This is a genomic window from Mesorhizobium kamtschaticum, from assembly GCF_056174585.1.
This window is the reverse complement of the sequence record NZ_CM149691.1, coordinates 591,975-615,769: the sequence shown is the minus strand read 5'-3', so window position 1 is coordinate 615,769 and position 23,795 is coordinate 591,975. Positions and strand designations below refer to the sequence as shown.

Here is a 23,795-nt window from a genome sequence, read left to right as displayed (position 1 = left end):
TGGAAATCTGCGCTAACGTGAAAGTCACGTTCAAGTTGGGTGTTCAGGCATAAGAAAAACCCGCGCCAGCCGTGCCAGCGCGGGTTCCCCAAATCAGAATTGCGAATGCTTGGGAAGCGCTGGTCTTAGGCGACAGCGCTTTCAAAAGCGTTCGGCGTGGTGTTCTTCAGATATTCGAGCGCCACCTTGGCCTTGGCGACCAGGGCTGCGAAAGCCTGCGGCTCGTGGATGGCCATATCCGACAGGATCTTGCGATCAATCTCGATGCCCGACTTGTTGAGCCCGTCGATGAAGCGGCCATAGGTCAGGCCATGCTCGTGCGTCGCGGCGTTGATGCGCTGGATCCACAGCGCGCGGAACGAGCGCTTGCGGTTCTTGCGGTCGCGATACGCGTACTGCATCGACTTTTCCACCGCCTGCTTGGCGATGCGGATGGTGTTCTTGCGGCGGCCGTAGAAGCCTTTGGCGGCTTTCAGGACCTTCTTGTGCTTGGCGTGCGAGGTGACGCCTCTCTTTACGCGTGCCATGTCATGATCTCCTTAAAAGCAATCCCAGGTGCCTGTCGGCTTTCCGTTCCGAATTGCGTAAAACTAATGCGTGTCCGGACCGAATGCCTTAGAGGCCGTTCGGCAGAAAATTCTTGATGACCTTCTTGCCATCCGGTTCAGCCAGAACCATCGTGCCGCGGGCATTTCGAATGAACTTGTTGGAACGCTTGATCATGCCGTGACGCTTGCCGGCCGCAGCCGACAGGACTTTACCCGTACCTGTGATCTTGAACCGCTTTTTGGCGGCGGATTTGGTCTTCATCTTGGGCATTTTGCTACTCCGTCTCGTTGGCGCACTATCGCGCTTCTTGTTCGCTTCGGGCCGACCAAAGCCCGAAAAGCAAATGAAACCGCCACGGCATGCCCTGCCGGGCGGTTTTCTTGAACGGCGGTCCTATACGTCAAAGACGGCTTGTACGCAACACCTCAGGCCATGCGACGCTCTGTCCCCCGTCAGGGCAGCGTGAACCACACCGGCAGCATGCCCGACTGCTGCGCGCCGTCGATCAGTTCGAAGGCCGGCAGCGCGATCAGGAAAACCAGGCCGTCGAGCAGCGTGGTCAACAACAGGCGCGGCTTGAAGCTGCCGGTATCGCCCTCCTGGTAGAGGGAAAGCTTCGGGAAGAAGCGCGGTACCCTTGCCAGGTACGCCGCATAGGGCGCCCCGAGCGCTTCCTTGAGGAATTTCTCCTCGCGCAAGATGACGATGTGGAAGGCGCCGGCGCAGAGCAGCGCAAACAGGATGATGCCCGAGAACGAGCCGATCTGCGCGCCGACGCCGGCCGCGGCCACGGTCGAGAACACATAGAGCGGGTTGCGGGTGATCGAGTAGGGTCCGCCCGTCACCACCTCGGAGGATTTACGCCCGCCAATATAGAGCGTCGCCCAGAGGCGCCCGACGATGCCGAGGAAAATCAACAGCACGCCGAACATCTCGATCGTCTCGTGCACCGGCGTTTCGGCGGGAAGGTCGATTGACCGAACAGCAGCGCCAAGAACAGCACCACCACGAGCACGGCAAGCACCAGCCGGCGCATCTGCTGGTAGTTGCCCAGCCCGTATTTCAGTTCGTTATCCAAGGGGGTGTCCGATCGTCGAGGAGCCTATTGCATGTCGCCCAAAAGTGGCCCCGGTTTTGGGAAGACGACATGCATAAAAACAAAGCCGGCGATCGCAGCTGTGGCCGAGAAACAGGCGTCCCGCCGATCGTCGGGACGCCCTGTAACACAATTCAGGCGAAATTGGAGCGCGACCGCAACGCCTAACCTTAACGTGATCCAGGCTCTGAAAAAGTGTCCCGCGGTTCTGCCATGGCAACCTGAGACAACCAGGAAACCTGAGCAGACGACGCCCGGCGAAGCGGGCGAAGTCCGCCTAGCGCGGCGCCAGCACCATCATCATCTGGCGGCCTTCGAGTTTCGGCTCCGCCTCGACCTTGGCGATGGTTGCCACTTCCTCGCGCACCTTGTTCAGAAGCTGCATGCCGAGTTCCATATGCGCCATCTCGCGGCCACGGAAGCGCAGCGTCAGCTTGACCTTGTCGCCTTCCTCGAAGAAGCGGCGAACAGCCTTCATCTTGGTCTCGTAGTCATGGCTGTCGATGTTCGGGCGCATCTTGATCTCCTTGATCTCGATGACCTTCTGATTCTTGCGCGCCTCGGCTGCCTTCTTCTGGTTGGCGTATTTCAACTTGCCGAGATCGAGGATCTTTACGACGGGGGGCACCGCATTGGGCGATATCTCGACGAGATCGAGCCCGGCCTCTTCGGCGAGCAGCAATGCGTCGTTGATGGAAACATCGCCGCGGTTCTGGCCTTCGGCGTCGATAAGCTGGACCCGGGGAACCCGGATGTCACGGTTGGAGCGCGGCCCATCCTTGGTCGGCGCCGCTGCTTTGAAAGGTCTGCGAATGGTCGTGGTCTCCTTGGCCGTTTCGTTCAGGATTTGTCAGTGTGGATGCGTGGACGCGCCAATGTGGTGAGCGCGCGGGCGGAGTCAATACCACAGCATTGACAGAAAATCACCCTGATCACTGGCCTGCACCAAACAAAGAAACAACGCGAGCACTTTTCGCCGCGCCTGTGGCTGTGCCACAAGAACCCCGAGCCAAAAGAGGGGCCTGAGGAAAAAGCCATGACCATCACGCCCCCAACCTTTCTCGATGTCGATGGGTCAAGCATCGCCGTGCGCCATACGGCAGGTTCGACGCCCGGCATTGTCTGGCTGGGCGGCTACAAGTCGGACATGCTGGGCACGAAAGCGCAGACATTGTCGGACTGGGCGACAAAGAGGGTCGCGCCTCCCTGCGCCATGACTATTCCGGCCATGGCGAATCCGGTGGCGCCTTTGCCGACGGCACGATTTCGACATGGCTGTCGCAGAGCCTTGCCGTGTTCCGCCATTTCACCAGGGGCGATCAAATCCTGGTCGGCTCCTCGATGGGCGCCTGGATCGCGCTGCGCATGGTGCAGGAATTGCGCAAGGCGGGTGACGCAAATGTCGTCGGCCTGGTGCTGCTGGCGCCGGCGCCGGATTTTACCTCTGAGCTGGTCGAACCGGTGCTGACCGAAGCGCAGAAGCGCGACCTTGCCGAGAAAGGCTTCTTCGCCGAGCCGTCGGACTATTCCGCTGAGCCGTACATCTATACCCGCGCCCTGATCGAGGACGGGCGCGACAACCGGGTGATGACCGGTCCGATCGACACGCACTGCCCGGTGCACATCCTGCAGGGTCTGGCCGATCCGGACGTGCCGTCGAGCCACGCGCTGAAGCTGGTCAGCCTGCTGCCGGCCGACGACGTCACGCTGTCGCTCATTCCCGACGGCGACCACCGCCTGTCGCGGCCACAGGATCTCGACATGCTGCTGCGGGCGGTCGGTGACATGGCCGGGCGGGGCAGGTGACGATGCGCCTCTCCATCCCGATCTCGGCCTTTGTCGCTGCCATCGTCGGCTTTGGCGGCACGCTGGCCATCGTCATTGCCGCGGCCCACGCGGTTGGTGCAACGCAAATCCAGACGGCGAGTTGGGTGACGACCATTTGCCTCGCCATGGCGATCGAAAGCCTGTGGCTGTCCTGGCGCACGAAAATGCCTGTGATCACCGCCTGGTCGACGCCGGGCCTGGCGCTGATGGCGGCATCGAGCGGTTTTTCGATCGGCGAGGCCGTCGCCGCCTTCATCGTCACCGCCATCCTGTTGATCGCCACCGGCCTGTTTCGGCCGCTGACGCAGCTGATCTCCAGGATACCGCCCTCGGTCGCTTCCGGCATGCTGGCCGGCATCGTCGTCACCTTCGCCCTCAATGCGGTCAAGACCATTCCCGTCGACCCCTGGCTGATCCTGCCGCTGATCGCGGCCTTCTTCATCATCCGCCTGTTCAACCCGGCGCTGTCGGTGCTGGCGGTGTTGATCGGTGGCGGTCTCGCCGCGTTTCTTACCGGCCGCGTCGGCGGCCTGCCGACACCCGAACTGTCGACGCTGACGCTGATTGCGCCTGATTTCACCGCCAAAGCGATGATTGGTCTGGCGCTGCCGCTTTACCTCGTCACCATGGCCTCGCAGAACCTGTCTGGCCTCGCCGTGCTGCGCGCCGCCGGCTACCACCCGGAGCCCGGCCCGCTGATCGGCGTCACCGGCTTGTTTTCGCTGCTGTCGGCGCCGTTCGGCGGCTCGACCACCAATCTGGCGGCGATATCGGCGGCGATCTGCACCGGGCCGGACGTCCATTCCGACCCCGCCGAGCGCTGGAAGACCGGTCCGTTCTATGCGCTCGCCTATCTCGTCTTCGCGATGTTCGGCGCGTCGCTGGTGGCGATCTTCGCCGTCCTACCGCAGAGCCTGATCGTGCTGGTGGCGGGTCTGGCGCTGATGGCGTCGCTTGCCAATGCGCTGGCGATCGCGCTGAAGGACGAGGGTGACCGGATGGCCGCCACCGTCACCTTTGTCGTCACCGCCTCCGGCCTGACGCTGTTCGGCGTCGGCGCCGCCTTCTGGGGCCTGATTGCCGGGCTGGTCGTTCTTTTCCTCGACATGCTCAAAAAGCGATAATCATTTCAGGCCCTTGTCCGGTTTTGGCCGACATTGTCTTGAATCGCCGTTTTCGCCTTCCCATTTCGATTCCACGCAGCCCGTCTTGGCTGTCTCCAACCGAAGGAATGGGAGAAAATGAACACATCTGCATTGATCCGCCCGGCCTGGACGCCGGCAACCATCGCGTTGATGGTGATCGGCTTCATGGTGTTCTGGCCGCTCGGCTTCGCCATGCTCGCCTACATCATCTGGGGCGACCGGCTCGACGGCTTCAAGCGTGACGTCAACCGCGCCACAGACGGCATCTTCGCCGGCTGCCGCCGCGGTTCCGACAAGGCCGCGCGCTGGGGCAATGGCTCCGCCCGCACCGGTAACGTCGCGTTCGACGACTGGCGCGAAAAGGAGCTTGAGCGCCTGAACGAAGAGCGCCGCAAGCTCGACGAGATGCTGACGCAGTTCGACGAGTACGCCCGCGAATTGCGCCGCGCCAAGGATCAGGACGAGTTCGATCGCTTCATGGCGAACCGCAACAAGTCGACTGCGCCTGCGAAGACCGATCCGAGCACCGGAACGACCCCCACCAAGCGTGGCAAAGGCTCGAACCTGCTTGACGACTGAGGCCTAGCGACAGGGCCAAGGTACGATGACGGCGTCGCGCGAGCGGCGCCGTTTCTTTTTGTTCTAGTCGTTTTTCTCGAATCGCGTATCGTCCCGCCATGACCCTCGGATTCTTTCGCAATCTGACGAAGCCCAAGCCCACACCCGTCGTGGAGCGAGAATACTGCGTTGCCGGCCGTACGCTGCCGCTCAAGATCGTCGAGAGCGCCCGGGCGCGGCGCCTGACGCTGCGCATCGATTCCGGCGGCCAGGGCTTGCGCATAACCGTGCCGCCAGGCTTGCGCCGGGGCGAGGTGGACAGGTTCCTCGACCGCCATCAGGACTGGCTGGAACAGCGTCTGGCCAAGGTGCCGACGCGGCCGCAGGTGCGGCCGGGCATCAAGATCCCGGTGCGCGGCGTGCCGCACCGCATTGTCCACGAACCGTCAAAGCGCGGCACCGTCACGGTGTCGCGCGACGAGCGCGGGCCGCTGCTGATCGTGCATGGCGACCGGATACATTTGCCGCGCCGCATCGCCGATTTCCTGAAGCGTGAGGCCAAGAAGGAAATCGAGAAGCTGGTGATCAAACACACCGAGGCGCTCGGCAAGCGCGCCAAGGCGATCCGCTACAAGGACACCTCCAGCCGCTGGGGCTCCTGCACCTCGGAAGGCAATCTGTCGTTCTCCTGGCGCATCATGATGGCGCCGCAGCCGGTGATAAACTACCTCGTCGCGCATGAGGTGGCGCATCTCAAGGAGATGAACCACGGCCCGAAATTCTGGAAACTGTGCGAAAAACTCTGCCCCGACACCGACCGCTGCAAGGACTGGCTGAAGCGCAATGGCGGGGCGCTGCAGGCGATCGTGTTCGAGTAGGGCGCTAGAGCAAGCGTTTGGGATTGGCGAACCCATCTCAATTTCGTCATCCTAGGCGAAGCAAGGAGCGAGGCGACTCGGCACAGCCCCTGAGATCCATGCCGCGACGCTAATTATGCTCCAGCGGTGCAGAAAACCGAGCGCACCCGGTTCCCCGAAAGACCTCAAAACACTCCGTGTTGGCCTTTTCGAGGCAATGCGCGACTTGATTTTCGTGACATGAAGCTTGCCTTGGCCTGCGTCTAACCTTTGGGGATCGACCCACATAAGATCGATCCACATAAGAAAGTTGGCGCTCGCTCTTAAAGGGAGGAATGGTTTTGAAATTGATCCTGACGGCGATGGAACCGGACCTAGCTGACGCCTGGGCGAAGGAATTTCGTGGCGTAGCCAATGTGCAAATTCATAAGGGGTCTATTTTCGACGTTGAGGCGGACGCGCTTGTCAGCCCCGCGAACAGCTACGGTTTTATGGATGGTGGCATTGATGCTCAGTACTCCCGCGTTTTTGGCTGGGATCTCCAGCTTCGACTGCGACGGGTCATTGTCGACCATCACTATGGGGAACTCCTGGTTGGAGCCGCCGAAATCGTCTCGACGGGAAATCACAACCATCCCTATCTAATTGCAGCACCGACCATGCGGGTGCCGATGGTGCTCGATCAAAATACCGTCAACCCGTTCCTCGCCACCCGGGCGGCCTTGCTGCTGGTCCGGCATGGAACGTTCCATGTCGAGGCCCTTTCCGGGGCGAAGGTGCGGGAGCATGTCCGGACGATTGCCTTCCCAGGGATGGGAACCGGCGTTGGCCGCGTTCCCGCCGCGCGGTGTGCTAGACAGATGCGGGCGGCATTCGACCAGGCGCGGCGAGAATCAATCGTCCTGCCCTCCAGTTGGGCCGAGGCTAGTGAGGAACACCAGCTTCTTTACACGGATCGGCCCCGCAGGTTGCAGTAGTTGGAGTTTCGCACGCTTGCCCACATATGGCGGCCTCAATCATCATTCGCCGCGTTGAGCTCATCCGGCCGCAGCCCCTCATCGCCATGATGTGGCCAGGGCAGGAAATTCCGGTCAAACGCGTCGCCGCCGAAATAATCCAGCGCGCGGTGCGCTTCGGCGCCGTTGAAGGCGGCCTTGTCCATCAGATGCGTGATGACCTCGCGCGCCTGGGCGATCTTCTGCCTGAGTTCGGCGATGGTTCTGTCGGCCATGATCTTTCTCCCGCCTGGCAAGCTGTCCATCCATAGGTAGCGCCTTTGGCGTTGCTGGCAAACAGCATGCTTTTTCTCGACTCTTGGCGCGTTTCATGCCAATTCCCGCGCCATGGCGCTCGATATAAAAATCTGCGGCTTGAAGACTGACCAGGCAATGGCTGCGGCATTGGCTGGCGGCGCCAGCCATGTCGGCTTTATTTTCTTTGCCAAGAGCCCGCGCTACGTCGAGCCGGTGGAAGCCGGGCGTCTGCGCGAAGCGGCGCGCGGCAAGGCCTTGGCGGTCGCCGTCACCGTTGACGCCAGCGACGCCTTCCTCGACGAGATCGTCGCGGCCATGCAGCCGGACATGCTACAGTTGCACGGCTCGGAAACACCGGGACGGGTGGCCGAATTGAAGGTCCGCTATGGCCTGCCGGTGATGAAGGCGCTGCCGCTCAGCGAGGCTGCCGATCTCGACCGGATCAAGCCGTTCATCGGCGTCGCCGACCGCTTCCTGTTTGACGCCAAGCCGCCAAAGGGCTCCGTATTGCCGGGCGGCAACGGCGTCGCCTTTGACTGGCGCATCCTTGCCGGCCTTGACGCCGGCGTTGATTACATGCTTTCCGGTGGGCTCAACGCCGCCAACATCGGCGATGCCCTTCGGCTTGCCAACCCGCCCGGAATAGACATTTCCTCAGGCGTGGAAAGCGCGCCGGGCGTCAAGGATCCGGCGCTGATCGAACAGTTTTTCCGGGCCGTCCGGGCAGCACGCGACGACCGCGCCGCCTAAAGCCCTAAATGAGAGCATGTCCCGGAAAAGTGGGAACCGGTTTTCCGACAAGGACATGCTCAGACATCAAGATGCAGGAGATCGGCGATGAACAAGCCGGCGACACCCAATTCCTTCCGTACCGGACCCGACGAACAGGGCATGTTCGGCATTTTCGGCGGTCGTTTCGTCGCCGAAACGCTCATGCCTTTGATCCTCGACCTCGAGCGGAACTGGAACGAAGTCAAGAACGATCCGGATTTCAGGGCTGAGCTGACCGATCTTTCGACCCACTATGCCGGTCGGCCGTCGAAGCTCTATTTCGCCGAGGGCCTGACGAAGCATCTCGGCGGCGCCAAGGTCTATTTCAAGCGCGAGGACCTGAACCACACCGGGTCGCACAAGATCAACAACTGCCTCGGCCAGATCCTGCTGGCCAAGCGCATGGGCAAGAAGCGCATCATCGCAGAGACCGGCGCCGGCCAGCATGGCGTGGCATCCGCCACCGTCGCCGCCCGCTTCGGCTTTCCCTGCGTCGTCTATATGGGCGCCACCGACGTCGCCCGTCAAAGCCCCAACGTCTTCCGCATGAAGCTGCTCGGCGCCGAAGTGCGGCCGGTTACTGCCGGCCACGGTACGCTGAAGGACGCCATGAACGAAGCCCTTCGTGATTGGGTGACCAATGTCGAGGACACCTACTACCTGATCGGCACCGCCGCCGGCCCGCATCCCTATCCGGAACTGGTGCGCGACTTCCAGTCGGTCATCGGCATCGAGGCGCGCGCGCAGATCCTTGAGCAGGAAGGCCGGCTGCCCGACACCATCATCGCCGCTGTCGGCGGCGGCTCCAACGCCATCGGCCTGTTCCATCCTTTCCTTGATGACAAGGATGTTCGCATCATCGGCATCGAAGCCGGCGGGCGCGGTCTCGACGGCATCGAGCATTGCGCCTCGATGAATGCCGGCGCGCCCGGCGTGCTGCACGGCAACCGCACCTACCTCCTGCAGAATGCCGACGGCCAGATCATGGACGGCCATTCGATCTCGGCCGGTCTCGATTATCCCGGCGTCGGCCCGGAGCATTCCTGGCTGCGCGATTCGGGCCGCGTCGAATATGTGCCGATCCTCGACGACGAGGCGCTGGAGGCTTTCAAGCTGACGACGCGAGTCGAAGGCATTATCCCGGCGCTGGAATCCGCACACGCCATTGCGCATGCGGTGAAGATCGTACCGGCCATGGACAAGGACCAGATCGTCATCGTCAACCTGTCCGGTCGTGGCGACAAGGACGTGCATACGGTAGCCTCGATGCTGGGCATGGAGATCTAGGCCCTTTGGACAGTTTCGACTTGGGAGTTGATTATGAGCAAAATTCGTCCAAAGGGCCAGACATGACGACCCGCATCGACCGCCGCATGGCGAAGCTCAAGACCGAAGGCCGCCCGGCGCTCGTCACCTATTTCATGGGCGGTGACCCCGACTATGACACCTCGCTGTCGATCATGAAGGCGCTGCCCCCGGCCGGCGCCGACATCATCGAACTCGGCATGCCGTTCTCCGACCCGATGGCCGATGGCCCGGCGATCCAGGCTGCCGGCCTGCGCGCGCTGAAAGGCGGCCAGACACTGGTCAAGACGCTGAAGATGGCGGCCGAATTCCGGACCAGTGACAACGAAACACCGATCGTGCTGATGGGCTATTACAACCCGATCTACATCTATGGCGTCGACCGCTTTCTCAAGGATGCCATTGCCAGCGGCATAGACGGCCTGATCGTCGTCGACCTGCCGCCGGAGATGGATGAGGAACTCTGCATTCCGGCGCTGAAAGCCGGCATCAACTTCATCCGCCTGGCGACGCCGACCACCGACGACAAGCGCCTGCCCAAGGTGCTGCAGAACACGTCGGGCTTCGTCTACTACGTGTCAATGACCGGCATCACCGGCTCGGCACTTGCCGACACCGGCAAGGTGGCGGCGGCGGTCAAGCGCATCAAGGGCCATACCGATTTGCCGGTCTGCGTCGGCTTCGGCGTCAAGACCGCGGAGCAGGCACGCGTGATCGGCGCCAATGCCGATGGCGTCGTCGTCGGCACCGCGATCGTCAATGCGGTCGCCAATGTGCTAGGGCCGAAGGGCGAAAAGACCGCCGACCCAGCCGAGGCCGTCGCCACGCTGGTCAGCGGCCTGGCGCAAGGCGTGCGCTCGGCCCGCCTTGCTGCTGCCGAATAGTCTTCCTACGTCTTACCCAACTCTTCGTCAGGACAGGAGCCGAAGCGATGAACTGGATCACCAATTACGTTCGCCCGAAGATCAACTCGATGCTCGGCCGGCGCACCGACATGCCCGAGAATCTCTGGATCAAGGATCCCGAGACCGGCGAGATGGTGTTCCACAAGGATCTGGAATCCAACCAGTTCGTCATTCCGTCCTCCGGCCACCACATGAAGATCTCGGCCAAGGAGCGGCTGAAATTCTTCTTCGATGACGGCAAGTACGAGCAGCTCGAGAACCCCAAGGTGGTTCAGGACCCGTTGAAATTCCGCGACGAGAAACGCTATGTCGACCGGCTGAAGGATGCCAAGGTCAAGACCGGCCTCGAAGACGCCATCATCAACGCGCTGGGCACCGTCGAGGGCCTGCCGGTGGTGGTGACGGTGCAGGACTTCGCCTTCATGGGCGGCTCGCTTGGCATGGCCGCCGGCGACGCCATCGTGCACGGTTTCGAAGCAGCCTTGCAGCGCAAGCGGCCGCTGATCCTGTTTGCCGCTTCCGGCGGCGCCCGCATGCAGGAAGGCATTTTGTCCCTGATGCAGCTGCCGCGCACCACGGTCGGCGTCGACCGGCTGAAGGAAGCTGGCCTTCCCTACATCGTCGTGCTGACCAACCCGACCACCGGCGGCGTCACCGCCTCCTACGCCATGCTGGGCGACGTGCACATCGCCGAGCCTGGCGCGCTGATCGGTTTTGCCGGGCCGCGCGTCATCGAACAGACCATCCGGGAAAAGCTGCCGGACGGCTTCCAGCGCTCCGAATATCTGATGGAGCACGGCATGGTCGACATGGTGGTGTCGCGGCTTGAGATGCGCGAAACGATCGCACGGCTGTTGAAGATGCTGCTCAAGATGCCGGTCGAGCAAAAGCCGCTGGAGCCGGAAATCCTGCCGCCGGCGGTGATTTCTGCCGAAGCCCGGCCGCAGGCCTGACGCGACACCAAGCGCCGCGACCGCGATTGCACGAGGGCGGTCGCGCGCTGTAGCCTTTTGATTGCCATGGCCATTCCGGGATTGATTCTGGTCCTCGGGCCATGCGCCGGGATTCTGCCATGACAACGCTTGCCGCCGACCGCGAAATCGAAGCCCTGATGGCGCTTCACCCGAAAGGCTTCGACCTTTCGCTCGACCGCATCACGCGGCTTCTGGAGCGGCTGGGCAATCCGCAGGAGTTGCTGCCGCCGGTCATCCATATCGCCGGCACCAATGGCAAGGGCTCCTGCGCCGCCTTCTCCAGGGCATTGCTGGAGGCCTCCGGTCGTCTCGTCCACGTCCACACCTCGCCGCATCTGGTCAGCTGGCACGAGCGCTACCGGCTCGCCGCCGAGGGTGGCGGCAGGCTGGTCGACGACGATGTCTTCGCCGAGGCCATCGCCCGCGTCGCCAAGGCCAATGACGGCCAGAAGATCACCGTCTTCGAGATCCTCACCGCCGTCACCTTCATCCTGTTTTCGGAACACCCGGCTGATGCCGCCATTATCGAGGTCGGCCTCGGCGGCCGCTTCGATGCCACCAATGTCGTGGCGAGGCCCGCCGTCTCGGTGATCATGCCGGTGTCGATGGACCACGAGGCCTATCTCGGTGACCGTGTCGAACTGATCGCGGCCGAAAAGGCCGGCATCATGAAGCGCGGCTGTCCGGTGGTGATAGGCGCGCAGGAAAGCGAAACGGCGCTGCAGGTGCTGATCGAAACCGCCGAGCGGCTGGAGTGTCCCACCTTCGTCTACGGCCAGGATTTCCTCGCCTTCGAGGAAAACGGCCGCATGGTCTACCAGGACGAGGACGGCCTGATGGACCTGCCGCCACCGCGCCTGCCCGGGCGTCACCAGTTCGCCAATGCGGCGGCGGCGATCGCCGCGGTCAAGGCGGCCGGCTTCGAGATCAGCCACCGCGCCGCCGAGAAAGCGATGACCAATGTCGCCTGGCCCGGCCGCATGCAGAAACTGGCGCAGGGCCGGCTGGCGGAGCTGGCGCCGAAGGGCGCCGACATCTGGCTCGACGGCGGCCACAATCCGGGCGCCGGCGTGGTCGTTGCCGAAGCGCTGGCCGAGCAGGAGGAAAAGAACCCGCGCCCGCTCTTCCTCATTTCGGGCATGATCAACACCAAGGACCAGAGCGGCTATTTCCGCGCCTTCAAGGGCCTCGTCCGGCATGTCTATACGGTACCGGTGAGCCTGAGCGACGCCGGCGTGCCCAACGACGAACTGGCGATCCGCGCCACCGAAGCCGGGCTGAGCGCCGAGCCGGTAAGCTCCGTCGCCAGCGCGCTGATGTTGCTGCGCGATACCTGGGACGGCCCGCCGCCGCGCATCCTGATCGGCGGATCGCTGTATCTGGCTGGCGCGGTGCTGGCCGAGAACGGCACGCCGCCAACCTGAGGTGCGTGACGGCCAACAGGAGCCTGTGATGATCAAGGTGAAGCAACTCGCCCATGTCTGCATTTTCGCGCATGATCTGGAAGCGACGCGAAGCTTCTACCGCGACGTGCTCGGGCTGGACACGCGGTTCAATTTTCTACGCGACGACAGGATTTTTGGCTTCTACCTCGATTGCGGCGGCCGCAGCCATGTCGAAGTGTTCCAGAAGGATGCTACGGCCTACAGCGAACTCAACCAGATCAACCATTTCTGCCTGGAAGTCGAAGACATCGACGCCGCGATCGCTCATATCAAGTCGAAGGGCATCGACGTGACCGCAAAGAAGCACGCCTGCGACGATACCTTTCAGGCCTGGATCCGCGATCCCAACGGCGTGAAGATCGAGCTGTTCGAGTACACCGCAAAAAGCGCGCAGTTCACCGGCGGGGACCGGATCGCCGACTGGTGACTAGAGCAATTCCAGGAAAAGTGTGAGCGGTTTTCCGTCTGGAATTGCGTTAAACAAAGAGTTAGAGCGGTTCGCCGTTTCCATGAAACGGTGAAACGCTATAGATCTGCTTCAGAAATCCCATGGTGAGATCAGGTCCAGGCTGGTGGTGCCAAAGTCGTTGAGATTGCGGGTTGCCAGCCGGCCTCCATTCACGCGCGCTATTGCCGCGATCATGCCATCGGGAGCCGACATGCCGCGACCTTGGCGTGTCGCGGCCCCCATGATCTCGCCGTAAGCCAAGGCAGCCTCTTCCGTCAGTCCAAAAATCCGGCCGGCAAATCGATGCCGCCATCGGGAAAGTCCCTGTTCCAGCCGCTCGGCACGCTCGTCGGGTCGTATCTTTTGAATACCGAAGGCGATTTCAGCAATTGTCACTGTGGGAAGGGCCAGTTCAGCGTCATTACGGACAAGCCACGCCAGCACTGCCGAGTTTGGCGCCTTCTTCAGAGACTCCGAAATCACGTTGGTATCGACGAAAATCAAAGCTCAACTCCTGGATGAACCTCGCGCCCTTCGCGAATAACTTTCTCCAGATCGATGTCAACACCATTGCTTGTGGTTAGGCTGGCGTAGAAGGTGGAGGCGGGTTCGCGTCCAGCTTCACGAATCTCGTAGGATTCAAGCGCGCGTTCGACCACGTCGGCTATCGAACGATTTTCACGACGAGCAAGCCTATGAGCCAGGTCGCGTGCTTTTGCGCTGCGGACTGAGAGCTGTGGTTCGGCCATGTCAAACTCCCTCTTTCTGAAGGAATATAGGCTCATCCATCTCTGCCATCAAGATGGCAGTTGATGGCAAGCCATCATGCATAGGCCAGCCGATGGAGCGCTGCGACCAGCGGCCAACGGGCTGCTACTTCAGCTCGATCTCGATGAAAGCATATTCGCCCTCATTGGCGCTGATGACGTCGTGCTCGACGCCCTCCTTGCGGAAATAGGGCGCGCCTTTCTTCATTTCGGCGAAGGTTTCGCCGTCCTTGGTCACCAATTTCAGCTTGCCGTCCATCAGCGGCACCACGACATAGTCGTGCCCGTGGCGATGCCAGCCGGTGTTGTCGCCCGGCTGGAAGCGGTATTCGGTGACGATGACGCGCTCATTGTCGATGAAGACGGTGGCCTTGGCGGATCCGGTCATGTCGCTCTCCCTGTTTCTGCTTCCCAGCAGAGGACATGGCGTGCCCTGATGTGAGGGCCAGAGCGGGCCAGCGCATGACCCAGAAAATCGGAATCGATTCTCTGGGTCATGCGCCAATCTAGTTGCTACAGCGTCCTTTGCGCGTCCAAAAGACGCGCGGCGCTGTAGGTGACGCCAACAAAAAGCCCGGCGCAACGGCCGGGCTTTGAGGTCAGGAATTCAGTTGGATCAGGCGAGGCTGCCGTTGATCCAGTGCGACAGCGCTGTCTTGGGCGCGGCACCAACCTTCATGTCGGCCACTTCGCCGCCTTTGAAGATCATCAGAGTCGGGATCGAGCGCACGCCGAACTGGGCGGCGAGCTCGGGATTCTCGTCGATGTTGAGCTTGGCGATCTTGACCTTGGCACCGAGCTCGGTGGCAATGTCCTCAAGCGCCGGCGCGATCATCTTGCACGGGCCGCACCATTCAGCCCAGAAATCCACCACGACCGGTACGTTGGCGTTGAGCACGTCGGCCTGGAAATTGTTCTTGTCGACCTTGACGGTGGCACTCATGCGGAAATCCTTTCGAGAGTTCTTTGTCGCACCAAATGTGGTGGTTGTTACGCCCTTCTTCAAGCAGGTCTTGTGTCACGCTCCTGTGAGTCGAGCAAGGGCGTCATCCATGGCCCGGGCCGGCAGTTCGATCAGCCGTGGCGCTTCGGTAAACAGCAGGGCCGCCTTGACCTCGCGCCCGGGATAAAGCGGCTGCAAGAGGGCGCGATAGAGTGCCAGCTGCAGCAGATAGGCCGATGGAACCTCGGCCAGCGAGGCGGGCGCCGGCCGGTTGGTCTTGTAGTCGACGATCGACACCGCATCCGCTGTCACCGTCAGCCGGTCGATCTTGCCCGAAATCGAGCGTATTTTGCCCCTCACCTCCAGGCTGCCCATGATCGCCACCTCGGCGCGCGACGATGGCGCAAACAGCTGGCCGAGACGCGAGTCGGCAAGGATGGCGATGACCGATGCCAGAGCCTTTTCCCGCTCTGACGCAGGCCAATCTGCGCCGACCCGTGCCAGGTAGCGCTCAGCCGCGCCGTGGCGAACCTCCTCGGCAATGCCGGGCAACATCTGCAGCAGTTTGTGCAAAGCGAGCCCACGCAGCACGGCAAAGCCCGGCTCGGCGTCGGCGTCCAGCACGGGCGAGGCCTTGTCGACCACCGCTTCCTTGCCTTCGTCGATCAGCGCCGAGGCACCGGAGGGCGACAGCGGACGCGGCAGATCCTCGAAAGGCGGCAAGTGCCGAAACAGGGTCGCCGGCAACGGGCCGAAAGCATCGGCCTGCCGCGCCTGTTCGTCGGCGCTCGGCGCGACGGGCGGCAGCTTGGTGACGTGGAAACGATGCACCGGCTCGCCGCCGGAAGGATGCGGACGCTGTTCGCTCTCGGGCGCACCGATCAGCGAGCGGCTGACGATCGAATGCCAGGTGCCCGCATTCGGCGCTCGCTTGCCATGGTAACCGCAGACGATCAGCCGGTCCTCGGCGCGGGTCATGCCGACATAGAGCAGCCGACGGTATTCGTCGTCGGCGAGTTCCCGTGCCCGCGCCGCCGCCGCTTTCGAAAAACCGTTGGCGACATCGCTGGCAGAACGCCAGAGATAGCCCTTGCAGTCAAAGTTGCGGCCCGAGCCGCCGAAGGGCATCAGGCGGGGCAGATGCTGGTCGCTGAATGGGGCCGAGCCGCCATCGACCAGGAACACCACCGGCGCCTCCAGCCCTTTGGCGGCGTGCACGGTCATGACGCGAACCTCGTCGCGCGTCTGGTCCATCTCGCGCTTGATCTCGGGGCCGGCATTTTCCAGCGTCGACAGAAAAGCTTCCAGTCCGGGCAGGCCGGTCCGTTCCTCGGCCAGGCAGAAACTCAGGAATTCATCGAGAATATCGCCGGCTTCCGGCCCGAGCCGGGCGATCATTTTTCTGCGCACGCCATCGCGTGCCAGCAAGCCGGCATAGAATTCGAACACCGGCTTGAAGGCGGCCTCATCAGCCCAGAGGTCAAGCTGGGCGACGACCTTTGCGAGCGTTTCGTCGACGGCGGCATGCTGGCGCAGCGACGCGGCCAGCGACACGCCGGGTGGCCTCCGCGCGGCGAGCGTGAACAGCGTCTCCTCCGGCAGGTCGAAAATGGGACTGCGCAGCACGGCGGCGAGCGACAGATCGTCCTGCGGCTGGATCAGCAGATGGCCGAGCGCGATCAAGTCCTTGACGGCGATATGACCGGGCAGGCTCAGCCGGTCGGCACCGGCGACCGGGATCTGTCTATCCTTCAGACTACTAGACAAAGCCTGCACGAAACGATCGCGTTTGCGAACCAGAACCAGAATATCGCCGGGGCGTAGCTTGCGTCCTTTGCCCTCGATAACTTCCCCGGTGCCAATCCATTTTTGGATTGTCGCCGCGACATTCTCAGCAACACGCACCGCCGGTGCGTGAGCATGGTCGATCGCTTTCGTCCAGTCATCGGGCTCGTCGACGATATCGGCGCCGATCGACGGCCAGACCTCGACATAGCCCGGCGCATCGGTGCGGATCGCCTTGTGGCTCAGCGGATCGGGGTCGTGGCTGATGCCGCGCCGCACGATCGGATCGGCAAAGACGCGATCGACGGCGGCCAGCACGTCGTCGGTCGAGCGGAACGACCAGGTCAGCTTGAGGTCGGCGAAGGATGCCTCGGCATCGCGCACTCTGCCGGCGAACAGCAGCCGGCTGTCGGCGAACGAGTCCGGGGCAGCCCCCTGGAAGGAGTAGATCGACTGCTTCTCGTCGCCGACGGCAAAGACCGTGCGGTGAACCCGGTCGCGTGCACCGAAGCCGGCGAAAAATTCCTCCGCCAGCCGCTTCACCACCTCCCATTGATCCGGGCTGGTGTCCTGCGCCTCATCGAGCAGGATATGATCGATGCCCTGGTCGAGCTTGTATTGCACCCAGGGGCCGGCATCGGGCCGCGCCAGAAGGTTGACCGTGCGGGTGATCAAATCGTTGAAGTCGAGAAAGCCACGGCTGCGCTTCAGCACCTCGTAGCGGGCGATCAGCCAGTCGGCGATGGTCAGCGCAGCGCGCGTGCCTTCCAGCATCCGGAACAGCGCCAGCCGGTCGACGGTTTCGATGATGGCGCTCGACGCCGAGAGGTAGCGCTCGGCCAGATCGGGCAGGCGATCGGTCAGGGCTTTCTTGAAGGCCTTTGACGGATCGTAGGGATCGCCATCGGTCTTGAGGAAGGCCCTTGCAAGCAATTGCAGCCGGCGAACGGGATCGCTCTCGGCGAAAGCCTGGCGCGCATAGGGCAGGATGTTGTTCAGCAGGGATCTGGCGTCGGTGGATTCGGCGGCCTGGGCAAAGCCGGCGAAATAGTCGGGCAGGAAGCCCGGCAGTGGCCACAGCGATGCCGCCAGCCCTTCAGCGGTCTGGCCGGGGTGGAAATGGAATTCATCGAACAAAGGCTGGAAGCCATCAACCCCGACCGCATCGAGGAACTGGCGCAGCCCGTCGCGCTTGCGCACGATCTCGCCAAGCAAGGCATCGAGACCGGCCTCGCCGCCACGTTCGAGCACAGTGGCGAAGGCGTCGGCCAGATCCGCGTTGCCGGCAGCTGTGCCCGAAATCATCTCGCGGCGCGCCGAGGCAAACAGCGATGCCTCCATCTGGCCGTCGAGCATCTCGAAGTGGGCCGGGATGTTGGCCTCCAGTGGGAACTGGTGGAGCACGGATTCGCAGAAGGCGTGGATGGTCTGGATCTTCAGCCCGCCTGGCGTTTCCAGCGCCTCGGCGAACAGGCGCCGCGCCCGGCGCATGGTGTCGCGATCCGGCCGGCGTCCCTCCAATGCCTCCACCTTTGCCGCCAGCTCAGCGTCGCCGAGGACCGTCCAGTCCGACAGCGTGGAAAAAACCCGGTTCGACATGTTGGCGGCGGCGGCGCGCGTATAGGTCAGGCACAGGATTTTCGACGGGTCGGTGCCGTTGAGCAGCAGCCGGATGACGCGCTGGGCCAGCACATGGGTCTTGCCGGAGCCGGCATTGGCCGACACCCAGGCGGAATTCTGGGGATCGGCGGCACGGGCCTGGCTGTTGGCGGTATCGGTTGGGATGGGATAGGCCTTCTTCATGCCTCCCCTCCCTCATCGCCGGCGTCGCCGCCGGCGGACCATTCGAGCACGCGGGCGAGATGGTCGTAGTCGCCGTCGGTCTCGCCTTCGCGAAACGGCAGCGCGCGCGACAGATAGCCGGTCGCCGGATCGGCATAGTGGATCAAAAGCCTTTCCAGCCGTCCCCAAGCCTCTTCGGCAAGATCGGCGGCGGTCCTTGGCTGGCGGTTGTGCTCGAGAATGGACTCCTCGAACACCTCGCCATTCGGCTTCAGCCTGATGAAGGCCAGTTGCGACGGTTCGCGCGCGCCCAAATCCTTGAAGGCGCCGCGCCGCAGCAGCGCGCCTTCCAGCGCCAGCTGCGGCGCCAGCAGCGTGTGCGCCTGCGCCTTGGAGGGCGAGGAGCCCGTCTTGTAGTCCAGAATATCGGCCATGCCGCCGGCCAGCAGGTCGACGCGGTCGGCGTAACCGGACAGCGTCACGCCGGACTGTCCGACGACGGTCTTCCCCGCGCGCTCCTCGGCATGCCGTTGGACCACCGCGTCGGCCCGCGTTCGCTCCCACCCGATAATGTTGGTGGCGAGTTTTTCGAAACGTGGCCACCACACCGCCTCGACATCGACCGGAAGGGCGGCCTCGGCAAAACAGGCGCGGCCGGCGGCAATGAGGCTGGTCAGCGCGTCCGGCGCGCGCGGGTCGGCCACGCGTGAGGAGAACAGGTGAAGGATGGCGTGGAACAGTGTGCCACGCTCGGCGGCACCGGGATCGCGGATCACCGGATCGAGCGCCATCAGGCCGAGGATGCGTCTTGCATAGACGGCGTAGGGATCACGACGCAACGTCTCGATCTCGGTGACCGAGAAATGCGTTGGGCGCACCGACAGCGGCGGCTTCGGCTGCGGCCGCGGCGCGAAATCCTGCTTTGGCCCGGTATCGAGCGCTCGTGCCCAGGCGAGCAGTTCGTCGCCACGCCGGCGCAGTGTTGCCGCCTGGTCGTTGCCGATGAAGGTGAGCAGCCGCTGCAGCCAACGCGACGGCACGGCGGGTGCGTCGCCGGAGCGCGCCGAGCGGGCCAGCACCACATGTCTCGCGCCCATGGCCATCTGGAAATCATGTGCGGCCAGGCCGATGCGCCGTTCGGGCGGTTCGAGGTCGATGCCGGTCTTCATCAGCCGCGACATGAAGCGGTCGCTCTCCGGCTTGCGCGGCCAGACACCTTCGTTGAGGCCGCCGATGACCAGCGTGTCGACATCCTGCAGCCGCGCTTCCAGCGCACCCCAGATGGCGATGTTCCTGTCGGTGCCTTGCGCCGGCTTGACCGTCTCGGGCGCGATCAGCGCGTCCATCACGTCGGGCCACTCGCTCGTCGCGAACGACAGCGAGGCCGAAGCCGCGACTAGCCCGCGCAGCAATTCGGCAAGCTTTTCGCCGGCATCGCCGGCATAGAGCTCGCCCAGGCCGCCATCGGCGGAACGGCCGAGATTTTCAAGGGCTACGACGCTGGCTTCGACCAGTGCGGCAAGGTCGGCATCCGCCTGGTCGCGAAAGGCGGAAAGCGGCGCCAGCGCTTCTGCCAGGCGTGCGAGGAGGTTACGCGAATCCTCGATGGAGCGGACGGTCAGGCGGGAAAACCAGAAGGGCGGCCGGCTGTCATCGCCGAGGCCGGTGAGGCGAGCCTCGAACAAGCTCGGCAGCGAAACGATGTCGGGGCGGCCGGTGCCGCCACGCAGCGCCACCAGTTCGACCAGTCCGGCCGCGTTGCGCACATCGGCACGTTCGAGGCCGAGGCCGAGCAGCGGATGCTTGAGCAATGACAACAGGCCGACCGGGTCGCCCGGCCGGAACACTGCCTCGAGCGCCAAGCGGAGCAGGCTGGCTGCCGCGCTGTTGGCGAGCGGCGTGCCGCCGGAATCGTCGGCAACGACGCCGAAGCGCTGGAGTTCGACCGAGACGCGCCGCGCCAGCGCGCGGTCGCCAGTGACGAGCGCCGCCCTTTGGCCGGGCTGTTCGACGGCCTGCTTCAGCGCGACGGCGATGGCGACGGCCTCATCGCGTTCGCTGGCCGCCTCGAGCAGCGTGACGTCGGCGAAGGCGCCGGCAATATCAGTCGGCGAAAACCCGTTGCGCGTCTCGGCCCACAATTCGGTGGTCTCGGCCGGCCGCAGCGCTTCGCCGACAAGGGCGGCGCGTAGCGCCAGCCGCGGTTCGGCTATGCCGATCTCCTCGACATCCGAGCGCAGCACGCCGATCTTGCCGATCAGCCTGGCCAGGCCATATTGCGGGTGGCCAAGCACGGCCGGCCGCGCGCCGGGTGCGACGAGCGCCTGGAAAGAGGCTTCGTCCAGCGTCCGGTCGAGCCCGGGCAGCACGATGGCGCCGGCAGGCAAGCGGGCGATCGCGGCAAGCAGTTCGGCCGTGGCGGGGATAGAGCCGGTTGACCCTGCGGCGATGACCGGTCCGGCCGGCGGATTGCGGCGTAGTCGCGCCGCCTCGGCGCGGATCAGTGCGCTGCGATGCGCGGCCGGGTTGGAGCGGTCGCTCTCGCTCAGGAATTTCGGCCAGGCATCGGTGACGATGCCGAGGAATTCGAGCGTCACTTGCCACCATCCGGCAAGGCTGCCGGTCACCAGGTCCTTGAGCTTTGCCCAGTCCGTGCCCTCCGTCTCGATTTCATCCATCAGCCCGGCAAGATCGCGCGCCAGCCAGATCGCGTCGGCGGTGGAGGCGGGGATGACGATTTCCTCCGCGAAAAGCTTCACCACATGTTCCGGCAGCCGGCGTTTCCAGGCGCGCACCAGCGGCGTCAGCAGCAACAGGCGTTCGGTTGCCGAGATCGGCGGCGCAAGGTCGATTGCTGCCGCCGGTTCGGCGTCGAACAGGGCTTCGTCCTCGTCGAACTCGCCGAGCGGACGGATAACCGGCAGGATCGCCGAACCGCCGCCGCCGTGTGCTCTCAGACTATCGACGAAGACACCGCGCAAGGCGCGCGCGGCGCGGCGCGTCGGCACATAGATGGTGACATCAGCCAGGGCGAGCGGGTCGCCGTCGAAACGAAATCCGGGAATCAGGCGGCCGGCAAGCAGCGCCTCGGCAAGCGTCGGCAGGAACGGCGCTCCGGGGGGAATGGAAAAAACGCGGCTCGAGCCGCTCATTGCGACTCGGTTAGCGCGCCGGCGACGGCTTCTTCCGCCAGCGGGATGGCATCGGGCGTGCCGACGGTGATCCAGTGGCCGTGCATCGGCATGCCGAACAGGCGGCCTGCGGCTATTGCCGTGTCGAAATAGGCGTTGAGCGAATGCGGTTCGGCCGGGGCACCCTTGAACAGGCGCGGATGGATGATCGCGGCACCGGCATAGATCAGCCCAGCCGGATCGCCTTTCGAACGCCGCAAGGCGCCGTCCGGCGCAACCAGGAAGTCGGTTGAGCCGCAGTGTCCTGTCGCCTGATGGAGATCCGCCAGCATCAGCAGAATATCCATTTTCGCGGCGTCCCATGCAAGGGCGAGGCGGCCAAGATTGAGCGGACCGTGGTCGATCCAGAAGGTGTCGGCATTGAGGATGTAGAAGGGCTGCTCGCCCAGTTCCGGCAGCGCCTTGACGATGCCGCCGGCGGAATCGAGCAGCCGGTCGCTCTCATCGGAAATGATGATGTGGGGCGCATGGCGCGCGGCGACATGGGCGACGATCTGTTCAGGCAGATAGTGGACGTTGACCACGGCCTTGGCGACGCCGGCGGCGGCGAGGCTGTCGAGGCCCCAGTCAAGCAACGTCTTGCCGGCGATCCTGACCAGCGGCTTGGGGATGGTATCGGTGATCGGCCGCATGCGCTTGCCAAGCCCGGCGGCGAGTACGATGGCAGTGTCCGGTCTTGCTGTCACAGCGTTCGTTCCTCAAGCAAGCCGTGCGCGTGATAGAAATCCCGCAGGCCGGCAAGCGCCGGGTGGGACAGTGCCCGACGCAGATAGTCGCGGATGCGCGGCAGGTGCTTCAGATAATAAGGTTTGCCGTCGCGCTTTTCGAGCCGCACGAAAATGCCGAGGATCTTGGAATTGCGCTGTGCGGCCATAATTGCGTAGGCTTCCAGAAAGCTTACTTCGTCGAAAGCGCCGGCTGTATGACGCGCCGCTATATAGGCGTCGAGCGTCCGCTTTTCGATTTCGGGCGATAGGGTGATGCGGGCATCCATGGCCAGTGAAGCCACGTCATAGGCTGAAGGCCCGATCAGCGCATCCTGGAAATCGACGATGCCCAGCCGGTCATGGCCAGCGCGGTCGCCACGCCAGATGATGTTGGGCGAATGGAAGTCGCGCAGCATCAGCGTGTATTCGCTGCCATGCAGCCGGTCGAAAAGCGCGTTCCATTCCCTGGCGTAGCCAATGCGCAGATCGTCGCTGGCCGGGCCGCCCGATATCGCCGGCACATACCAGTCGACCAGCAGGTCGGCTTCGATCATCATCGCATCGCGGTCGAAGGGCGGCACCTCGTGGAAGCTGCCGGGTCCGGCTTGCAGGCGCTGCGGCCAGGTCTTGCCGTGCATCATGGCCAGCAGCTCGGCCGCCGCCGCGTAGCGCTCGGCCAGCGGCTCGCCGTCCTGGCCGAGAAATCCTTCAGCACCGAGATGTTCGAGCAGCAAAAAACCCTGGTCCTGGTCCTCGGCATGGATTTCGGGGACACTGACACCACCGGCCATCAAGGCTCGGTCGATGGCGACGAAGGCGGAGACCGACTGGGCGGTGTGGGCGATCACCGCATAGGGTTTGCCGTCGCGCACGGGCGGCCCGAGCACCAGCCGCGGCGAGTTCATCAGCACTTGCGGCTTCTGGCCGGCCAGCGTCACGATCTCATAGGAGCGGGCCGAGGCGTCGCCGATGAAATGACGCCGCCGCGCTTCGCCCCAGCCGGCATCTTCCAGAAAACCGCGCATGGCCAGCGACCTGGCTGCGCGGTCGAAGGCCGCCCCTTGGCCCGACAGTCGCGCCAGCCGGCCCTCGCCATGCTGGACGAGTTCGATCGAAAGCGTTGTCTTCGGCAGATAGCCCTCGGCCCTCTCGGGCCATTCGACCAGGGCAGCACCTTGCGTCAGCGCTTCGTCGAAACCGAGCTCGTCGATCTCGGCCGCCGAGGACAGGCGGTAGAGATCGAAATGATGGACAGGAATACGCGTGTCGTAGCTCTGCACCAAAGTGAAGGTCGGGCTTGGCACGTCGAGGCTGGCGTCGTCCGCCAGCGTCCGGATCAGGGCCCGTGCGAGAGTGGACTTGCCGGCGCCGAGATCGCCCTTGAGCGCCAGCACGTCGCCGGCGCGCAGCGCCAGCGCCAGATCCTCGCCCAGCTGCGCTGTCTGTGTCTCATCGGTGAGCAACCGCTCCAGCACCAGGCCCTTCAT

Annotated in this window: 22 protein-coding genes and 2 pseudogenes; 11 read left to right on the top strand and 13 right to left on the bottom strand. The window is 63.7% G+C overall.

Going from position 1 to position 23,795, the window contains the following annotated elements:
• Positions 1-125 precede the first annotated feature (125 nt).
• From rplT to infC, 4 genes and pseudogenes are all read right to left on the bottom strand, one after another.
• Positions 126-527 (bottom strand): 50S ribosomal protein L20, encoded by a 402-nt coding sequence (rplT, locus tag AC0V7N_RS02885; protein ID WP_023672281.1) that lies wholly within the window; start codon positions 525-527, stop codon positions 126-128.
• A gap of 88 nt (positions 528-615) precedes the next feature.
• The gene (rpmI, locus tag AC0V7N_RS02880) at positions 616-819 is read right to left on the bottom strand and encodes a 50S ribosomal protein L35 (protein ID WP_006201248.1); all 204 of its coding nucleotides are present in this window, start codon (positions 817-819) and stop codon (positions 616-618) included.
• Between the two features lie 182 nt (positions 820-1,001).
• Positions 1,002-1,627, bottom strand: a pseudogene (locus AC0V7N_RS02875) (methyltransferase family protein).
• A gap of 295 nt (positions 1,628-1,922) precedes the next feature.
• Positions 1,923-2,459 (bottom strand): translation initiation factor IF-3, encoded by a 537-nt coding sequence (infC, locus tag AC0V7N_RS02870; protein ID WP_010912915.1) that lies wholly within the window; start codon positions 2,457-2,459, stop codon positions 1,923-1,925.
• Positions 2,460-2,681: 222 nt separating this feature from the next.
• Between infC and AC0V7N_RS02865 the strand changes: the two are divergent.
• The 5 genes and pseudogenes from AC0V7N_RS02865 to AC0V7N_RS02845 all read left to right on the top strand — a co-directional run bounded on the left by AC0V7N_RS02865 (position 2,682) and on the right by AC0V7N_RS02845 (position 7,009).
• Positions 2,682-3,451 (top strand): annotated as a pseudogene (locus AC0V7N_RS02865) (alpha/beta hydrolase).
• A gap of 2 nt (positions 3,452-3,453) precedes the next feature.
• Positions 3,454-4,596, top strand: a complete 1,143-nt coding sequence (locus AC0V7N_RS02860) for a benzoate/H(+) symporter BenE family transporter (RefSeq protein ID WP_475454519.1) — start codon at positions 3,454-3,456, stop codon at positions 4,594-4,596.
• Positions 4,597-4,713: 117 nt separating this feature from the next.
• Entirely contained in the window at positions 4,714-5,196 is a 483-nt protein-coding gene (locus tag AC0V7N_RS02855) for a DUF2852 domain-containing protein (protein WP_475454517.1), read from the top strand.
• 98 nt (positions 5,197-5,294) lie between these two features.
• Positions 5,295-6,053 carry a M48 family metallopeptidase gene (locus AC0V7N_RS02850; protein WP_475454515.1) on the top strand — a complete coding sequence of 253 codons (759 nt, stop codon included), beginning with the start codon at positions 5,295-5,297 and terminating at the stop codon, positions 6,051-6,053.
• Between the two features lie 320 nt (positions 6,054-6,373).
• Positions 6,374-7,009, top strand: a complete 636-nt coding sequence (locus AC0V7N_RS02845) for a macro domain-containing protein (protein ID WP_475454513.1) — start codon at positions 6,374-6,376, stop codon at positions 7,007-7,009.
• Between the two features lie 35 nt (positions 7,010-7,044).
• Here AC0V7N_RS02845 and AC0V7N_RS02840 read toward each other — a convergent pair whose 3' ends face one another.
• On the bottom strand, positions 7,045-7,263 hold the full coding sequence (locus AC0V7N_RS02840; RefSeq protein WP_475454511.1) for a hypothetical protein: 219 nt from the start codon (positions 7,261-7,263) through the stop codon (positions 7,045-7,047).
• A 112-nt stretch (positions 7,264-7,375) separates the two neighbouring features.
• Here AC0V7N_RS02840 and AC0V7N_RS02835 point away from each other — a divergent pair, with 112 nt between their 5' ends.
• The 6 genes from AC0V7N_RS02835 to AC0V7N_RS02810 all read left to right on the top strand — a co-directional run bounded on the left by AC0V7N_RS02835 (position 7,376) and on the right by AC0V7N_RS02810 (position 13,112).
• Entirely contained in the window at positions 7,376-8,035 is a 660-nt protein-coding gene (locus AC0V7N_RS02835; protein WP_475454509.1) for a phosphoribosylanthranilate isomerase, read from the top strand.
• A gap of 87 nt (positions 8,036-8,122) precedes the next feature.
• The gene (trpB, locus tag AC0V7N_RS02830; RefSeq protein ID WP_496627694.1) at positions 8,123-9,343 is read left to right on the top strand and encodes a tryptophan synthase subunit beta; all 1,221 of its coding nucleotides are present in this window, start codon (positions 8,123-8,125) and stop codon (positions 9,341-9,343) included.
• Positions 9,344-9,405: 62 nt separating this feature from the next.
• A complete protein-coding gene (gene trpA / locus AC0V7N_RS02825; RefSeq protein ID WP_475454505.1) occupies positions 9,406-10,245 on the top strand; it encodes a tryptophan synthase subunit alpha in 840 nt (279 codons plus the stop codon).
• A 47-nt stretch (positions 10,246-10,292) separates the two neighbouring features.
• On the top strand, positions 10,293-11,219 hold the full coding sequence (accD, locus tag AC0V7N_RS02820; protein WP_475454503.1) for an acetyl-CoA carboxylase, carboxyltransferase subunit beta: 927 nt from the start codon (positions 10,293-10,295) through the stop codon (positions 11,217-11,219).
• A gap of 119 nt (positions 11,220-11,338) precedes the next feature.
• Entirely contained in the window at positions 11,339-12,664 is a 1,326-nt protein-coding gene (locus AC0V7N_RS02815; RefSeq protein WP_496627693.1) for a Mur ligase family protein, read from the top strand.
• A 28-nt stretch (positions 12,665-12,692) separates the two neighbouring features.
• Positions 12,693-13,112 (top strand): VOC family protein, encoded by a 420-nt coding sequence (locus AC0V7N_RS02810; RefSeq protein WP_475454501.1) that lies wholly within the window; start codon positions 12,693-12,695, stop codon positions 13,110-13,112.
• A 111-nt stretch (positions 13,113-13,223) separates the two neighbouring features.
• Here the strand turns inward: AC0V7N_RS02810 and AC0V7N_RS02805 are convergent, their stop codons facing one another.
• From AC0V7N_RS02805 to tsaE, 8 genes are all read right to left on the bottom strand, one after another.
• Positions 13,224-13,637, bottom strand: a complete 414-nt coding sequence (locus AC0V7N_RS02805; protein WP_475454499.1) for a type II toxin-antitoxin system VapC family toxin — start codon at positions 13,635-13,637, stop codon at positions 13,224-13,226.
• Positions 13,634-13,882 carry a type II toxin-antitoxin system VapB family antitoxin gene (locus tag AC0V7N_RS02800; RefSeq protein ID WP_475454497.1) on the bottom strand — a complete coding sequence of 83 codons (249 nt, stop codon included), beginning with the start codon at positions 13,880-13,882 and terminating at the stop codon, positions 13,634-13,636. The genes AC0V7N_RS02805 and AC0V7N_RS02800 overlap by 4 nt, the downstream gene beginning before the upstream one ends.
• A gap of 124 nt (positions 13,883-14,006) precedes the next feature.
• Complete coding sequence (locus AC0V7N_RS02795; RefSeq protein WP_027040659.1) at positions 14,007-14,288, bottom strand: cupin domain-containing protein; 282 nt, start codon at positions 14,286-14,288, stop codon at positions 14,007-14,009.
• 228 nt (positions 14,289-14,516) lie between these two features.
• Positions 14,517-14,843: a thioredoxin gene (gene trxA / locus AC0V7N_RS02790; protein ID WP_475454494.1), complete on the bottom strand. Its 327-nt coding sequence runs from the start codon at positions 14,841-14,843 to the stop codon at positions 14,517-14,519.
• A 75-nt stretch (positions 14,844-14,918) separates the two neighbouring features.
• On the bottom strand, positions 14,919-18,431 hold the full coding sequence (gene addA, locus AC0V7N_RS02785; protein WP_475454492.1) for a double-strand break repair helicase AddA: 3,513 nt from the start codon (positions 18,429-18,431) through the stop codon (positions 14,919-14,921).
• Positions 18,428-21,562 (bottom strand): double-strand break repair protein AddB, encoded by a 3,135-nt coding sequence (addB, locus tag AC0V7N_RS02780; protein WP_496627692.1) that lies wholly within the window; start codon positions 21,560-21,562, stop codon positions 18,428-18,430. Before addB ends, addA begins: the two co-directional genes overlap by 4 nt.
• A complete protein-coding gene (locus AC0V7N_RS02775; protein WP_475454490.1) occupies positions 21,559-22,287 on the bottom strand; it encodes a nucleotidyltransferase family protein in 729 nt (242 codons plus the stop codon). The genes addB and AC0V7N_RS02775 overlap by 4 nt, the downstream gene beginning before the upstream one ends.
• Positions 22,284-23,795: a tRNA (adenosine(37)-N6)-threonylcarbamoyltransferase complex ATPase subunit type 1 TsaE gene (gene tsaE, locus AC0V7N_RS02770; RefSeq protein ID WP_475454488.1), complete on the bottom strand. Its 1,512-nt coding sequence runs from the start codon at positions 23,793-23,795 to the stop codon at positions 22,284-22,286. Before tsaE ends, AC0V7N_RS02775 begins: the two co-directional genes overlap by 4 nt.

Coding starts and splice junctions, on each gene's coding strand:
- AC0V7N_RS02795 (WP_027040659.1), bottom strand. CDS start 14,288: ATGACCGGATCCGCCAAGGCCACCGTCTTCATCGACAATGAGCGCGTC.
- addA (WP_475454492.1), bottom strand. CDS start 18,431: ATGAAGAAGGCCTATCCCATCCCAACCGATACCGCCAACAGCCAGGCC.
- AC0V7N_RS02840 (WP_475454511.1), bottom strand. CDS start 7,263: ATGGCCGACAGAACCATCGCCGAACTCAGGCAGAAGATCGCCCAGGCG.
- rpmI (WP_006201248.1), bottom strand. CDS start 819: ATGCCCAAGATGAAGACCAAATCCGCCGCCAAAAAGCGGTTCAAGATC.
- AC0V7N_RS02815 (WP_496627693.1), top strand. CDS start 11,339: ATGACAACGCTTGCCGCCGACCGCGAAATCGAAGCCCTGATGGCGCTT.
- tsaE (WP_475454488.1), bottom strand. CDS start 23,795: ATGAAGGGCCTGGTGCTGGAGCGGTTGCTCACCGATGAGACACAGACA.
- AC0V7N_RS02810 (WP_475454501.1), top strand. CDS start 12,693: ATGATCAAGGTGAAGCAACTCGCCCATGTCTGCATTTTCGCGCATGAT.
- AC0V7N_RS02800 (WP_475454497.1), bottom strand. CDS start 13,882: ATGGCCGAACCACAGCTCTCAGTCCGCAGCGCAAAAGCACGCGACCTG.
- addB (WP_496627692.1), bottom strand. CDS start 21,562: ATGAGCGGCTCGAGCCGCGTTTTTTCCATTCCCCCCGGAGCGCCGTTC.
- trpB (WP_496627694.1), top strand. CDS start 8,123: ATGAACAAGCCGGCGACACCCAATTCCTTCCGTACCGGACCCGACGAA.
- trxA (WP_475454494.1), bottom strand. CDS start 14,843: ATGAGTGCCACCGTCAAGGTCGACAAGAACAATTTCCAGGCCGACGTG.
- AC0V7N_RS02835 (WP_475454509.1), top strand. CDS start 7,376: ATGGCGCTCGATATAAAAATCTGCGGCTTGAAGACTGACCAGGCAATG.
- accD (WP_475454503.1), top strand. CDS start 10,293: ATGAACTGGATCACCAATTACGTTCGCCCGAAGATCAACTCGATGCTC.
- AC0V7N_RS02850 (WP_475454515.1), top strand. CDS start 5,295: ATGACCCTCGGATTCTTTCGCAATCTGACGAAGCCCAAGCCCACACCC.
- AC0V7N_RS02855 (WP_475454517.1), top strand. CDS start 4,714: ATGAACACATCTGCATTGATCCGCCCGGCCTGGACGCCGGCAACCATC.
- AC0V7N_RS02860 (WP_475454519.1), top strand. CDS start 3,454: ATGCGCCTCTCCATCCCGATCTCGGCCTTTGTCGCTGCCATCGTCGGC.
- rplT (WP_023672281.1), bottom strand. CDS start 527: ATGGCACGCGTAAAGAGAGGCGTCACCTCGCACGCCAAGCACAAGAAG.
- trpA (WP_475454505.1), top strand. CDS start 9,406: ATGACGACCCGCATCGACCGCCGCATGGCGAAGCTCAAGACCGAAGGC.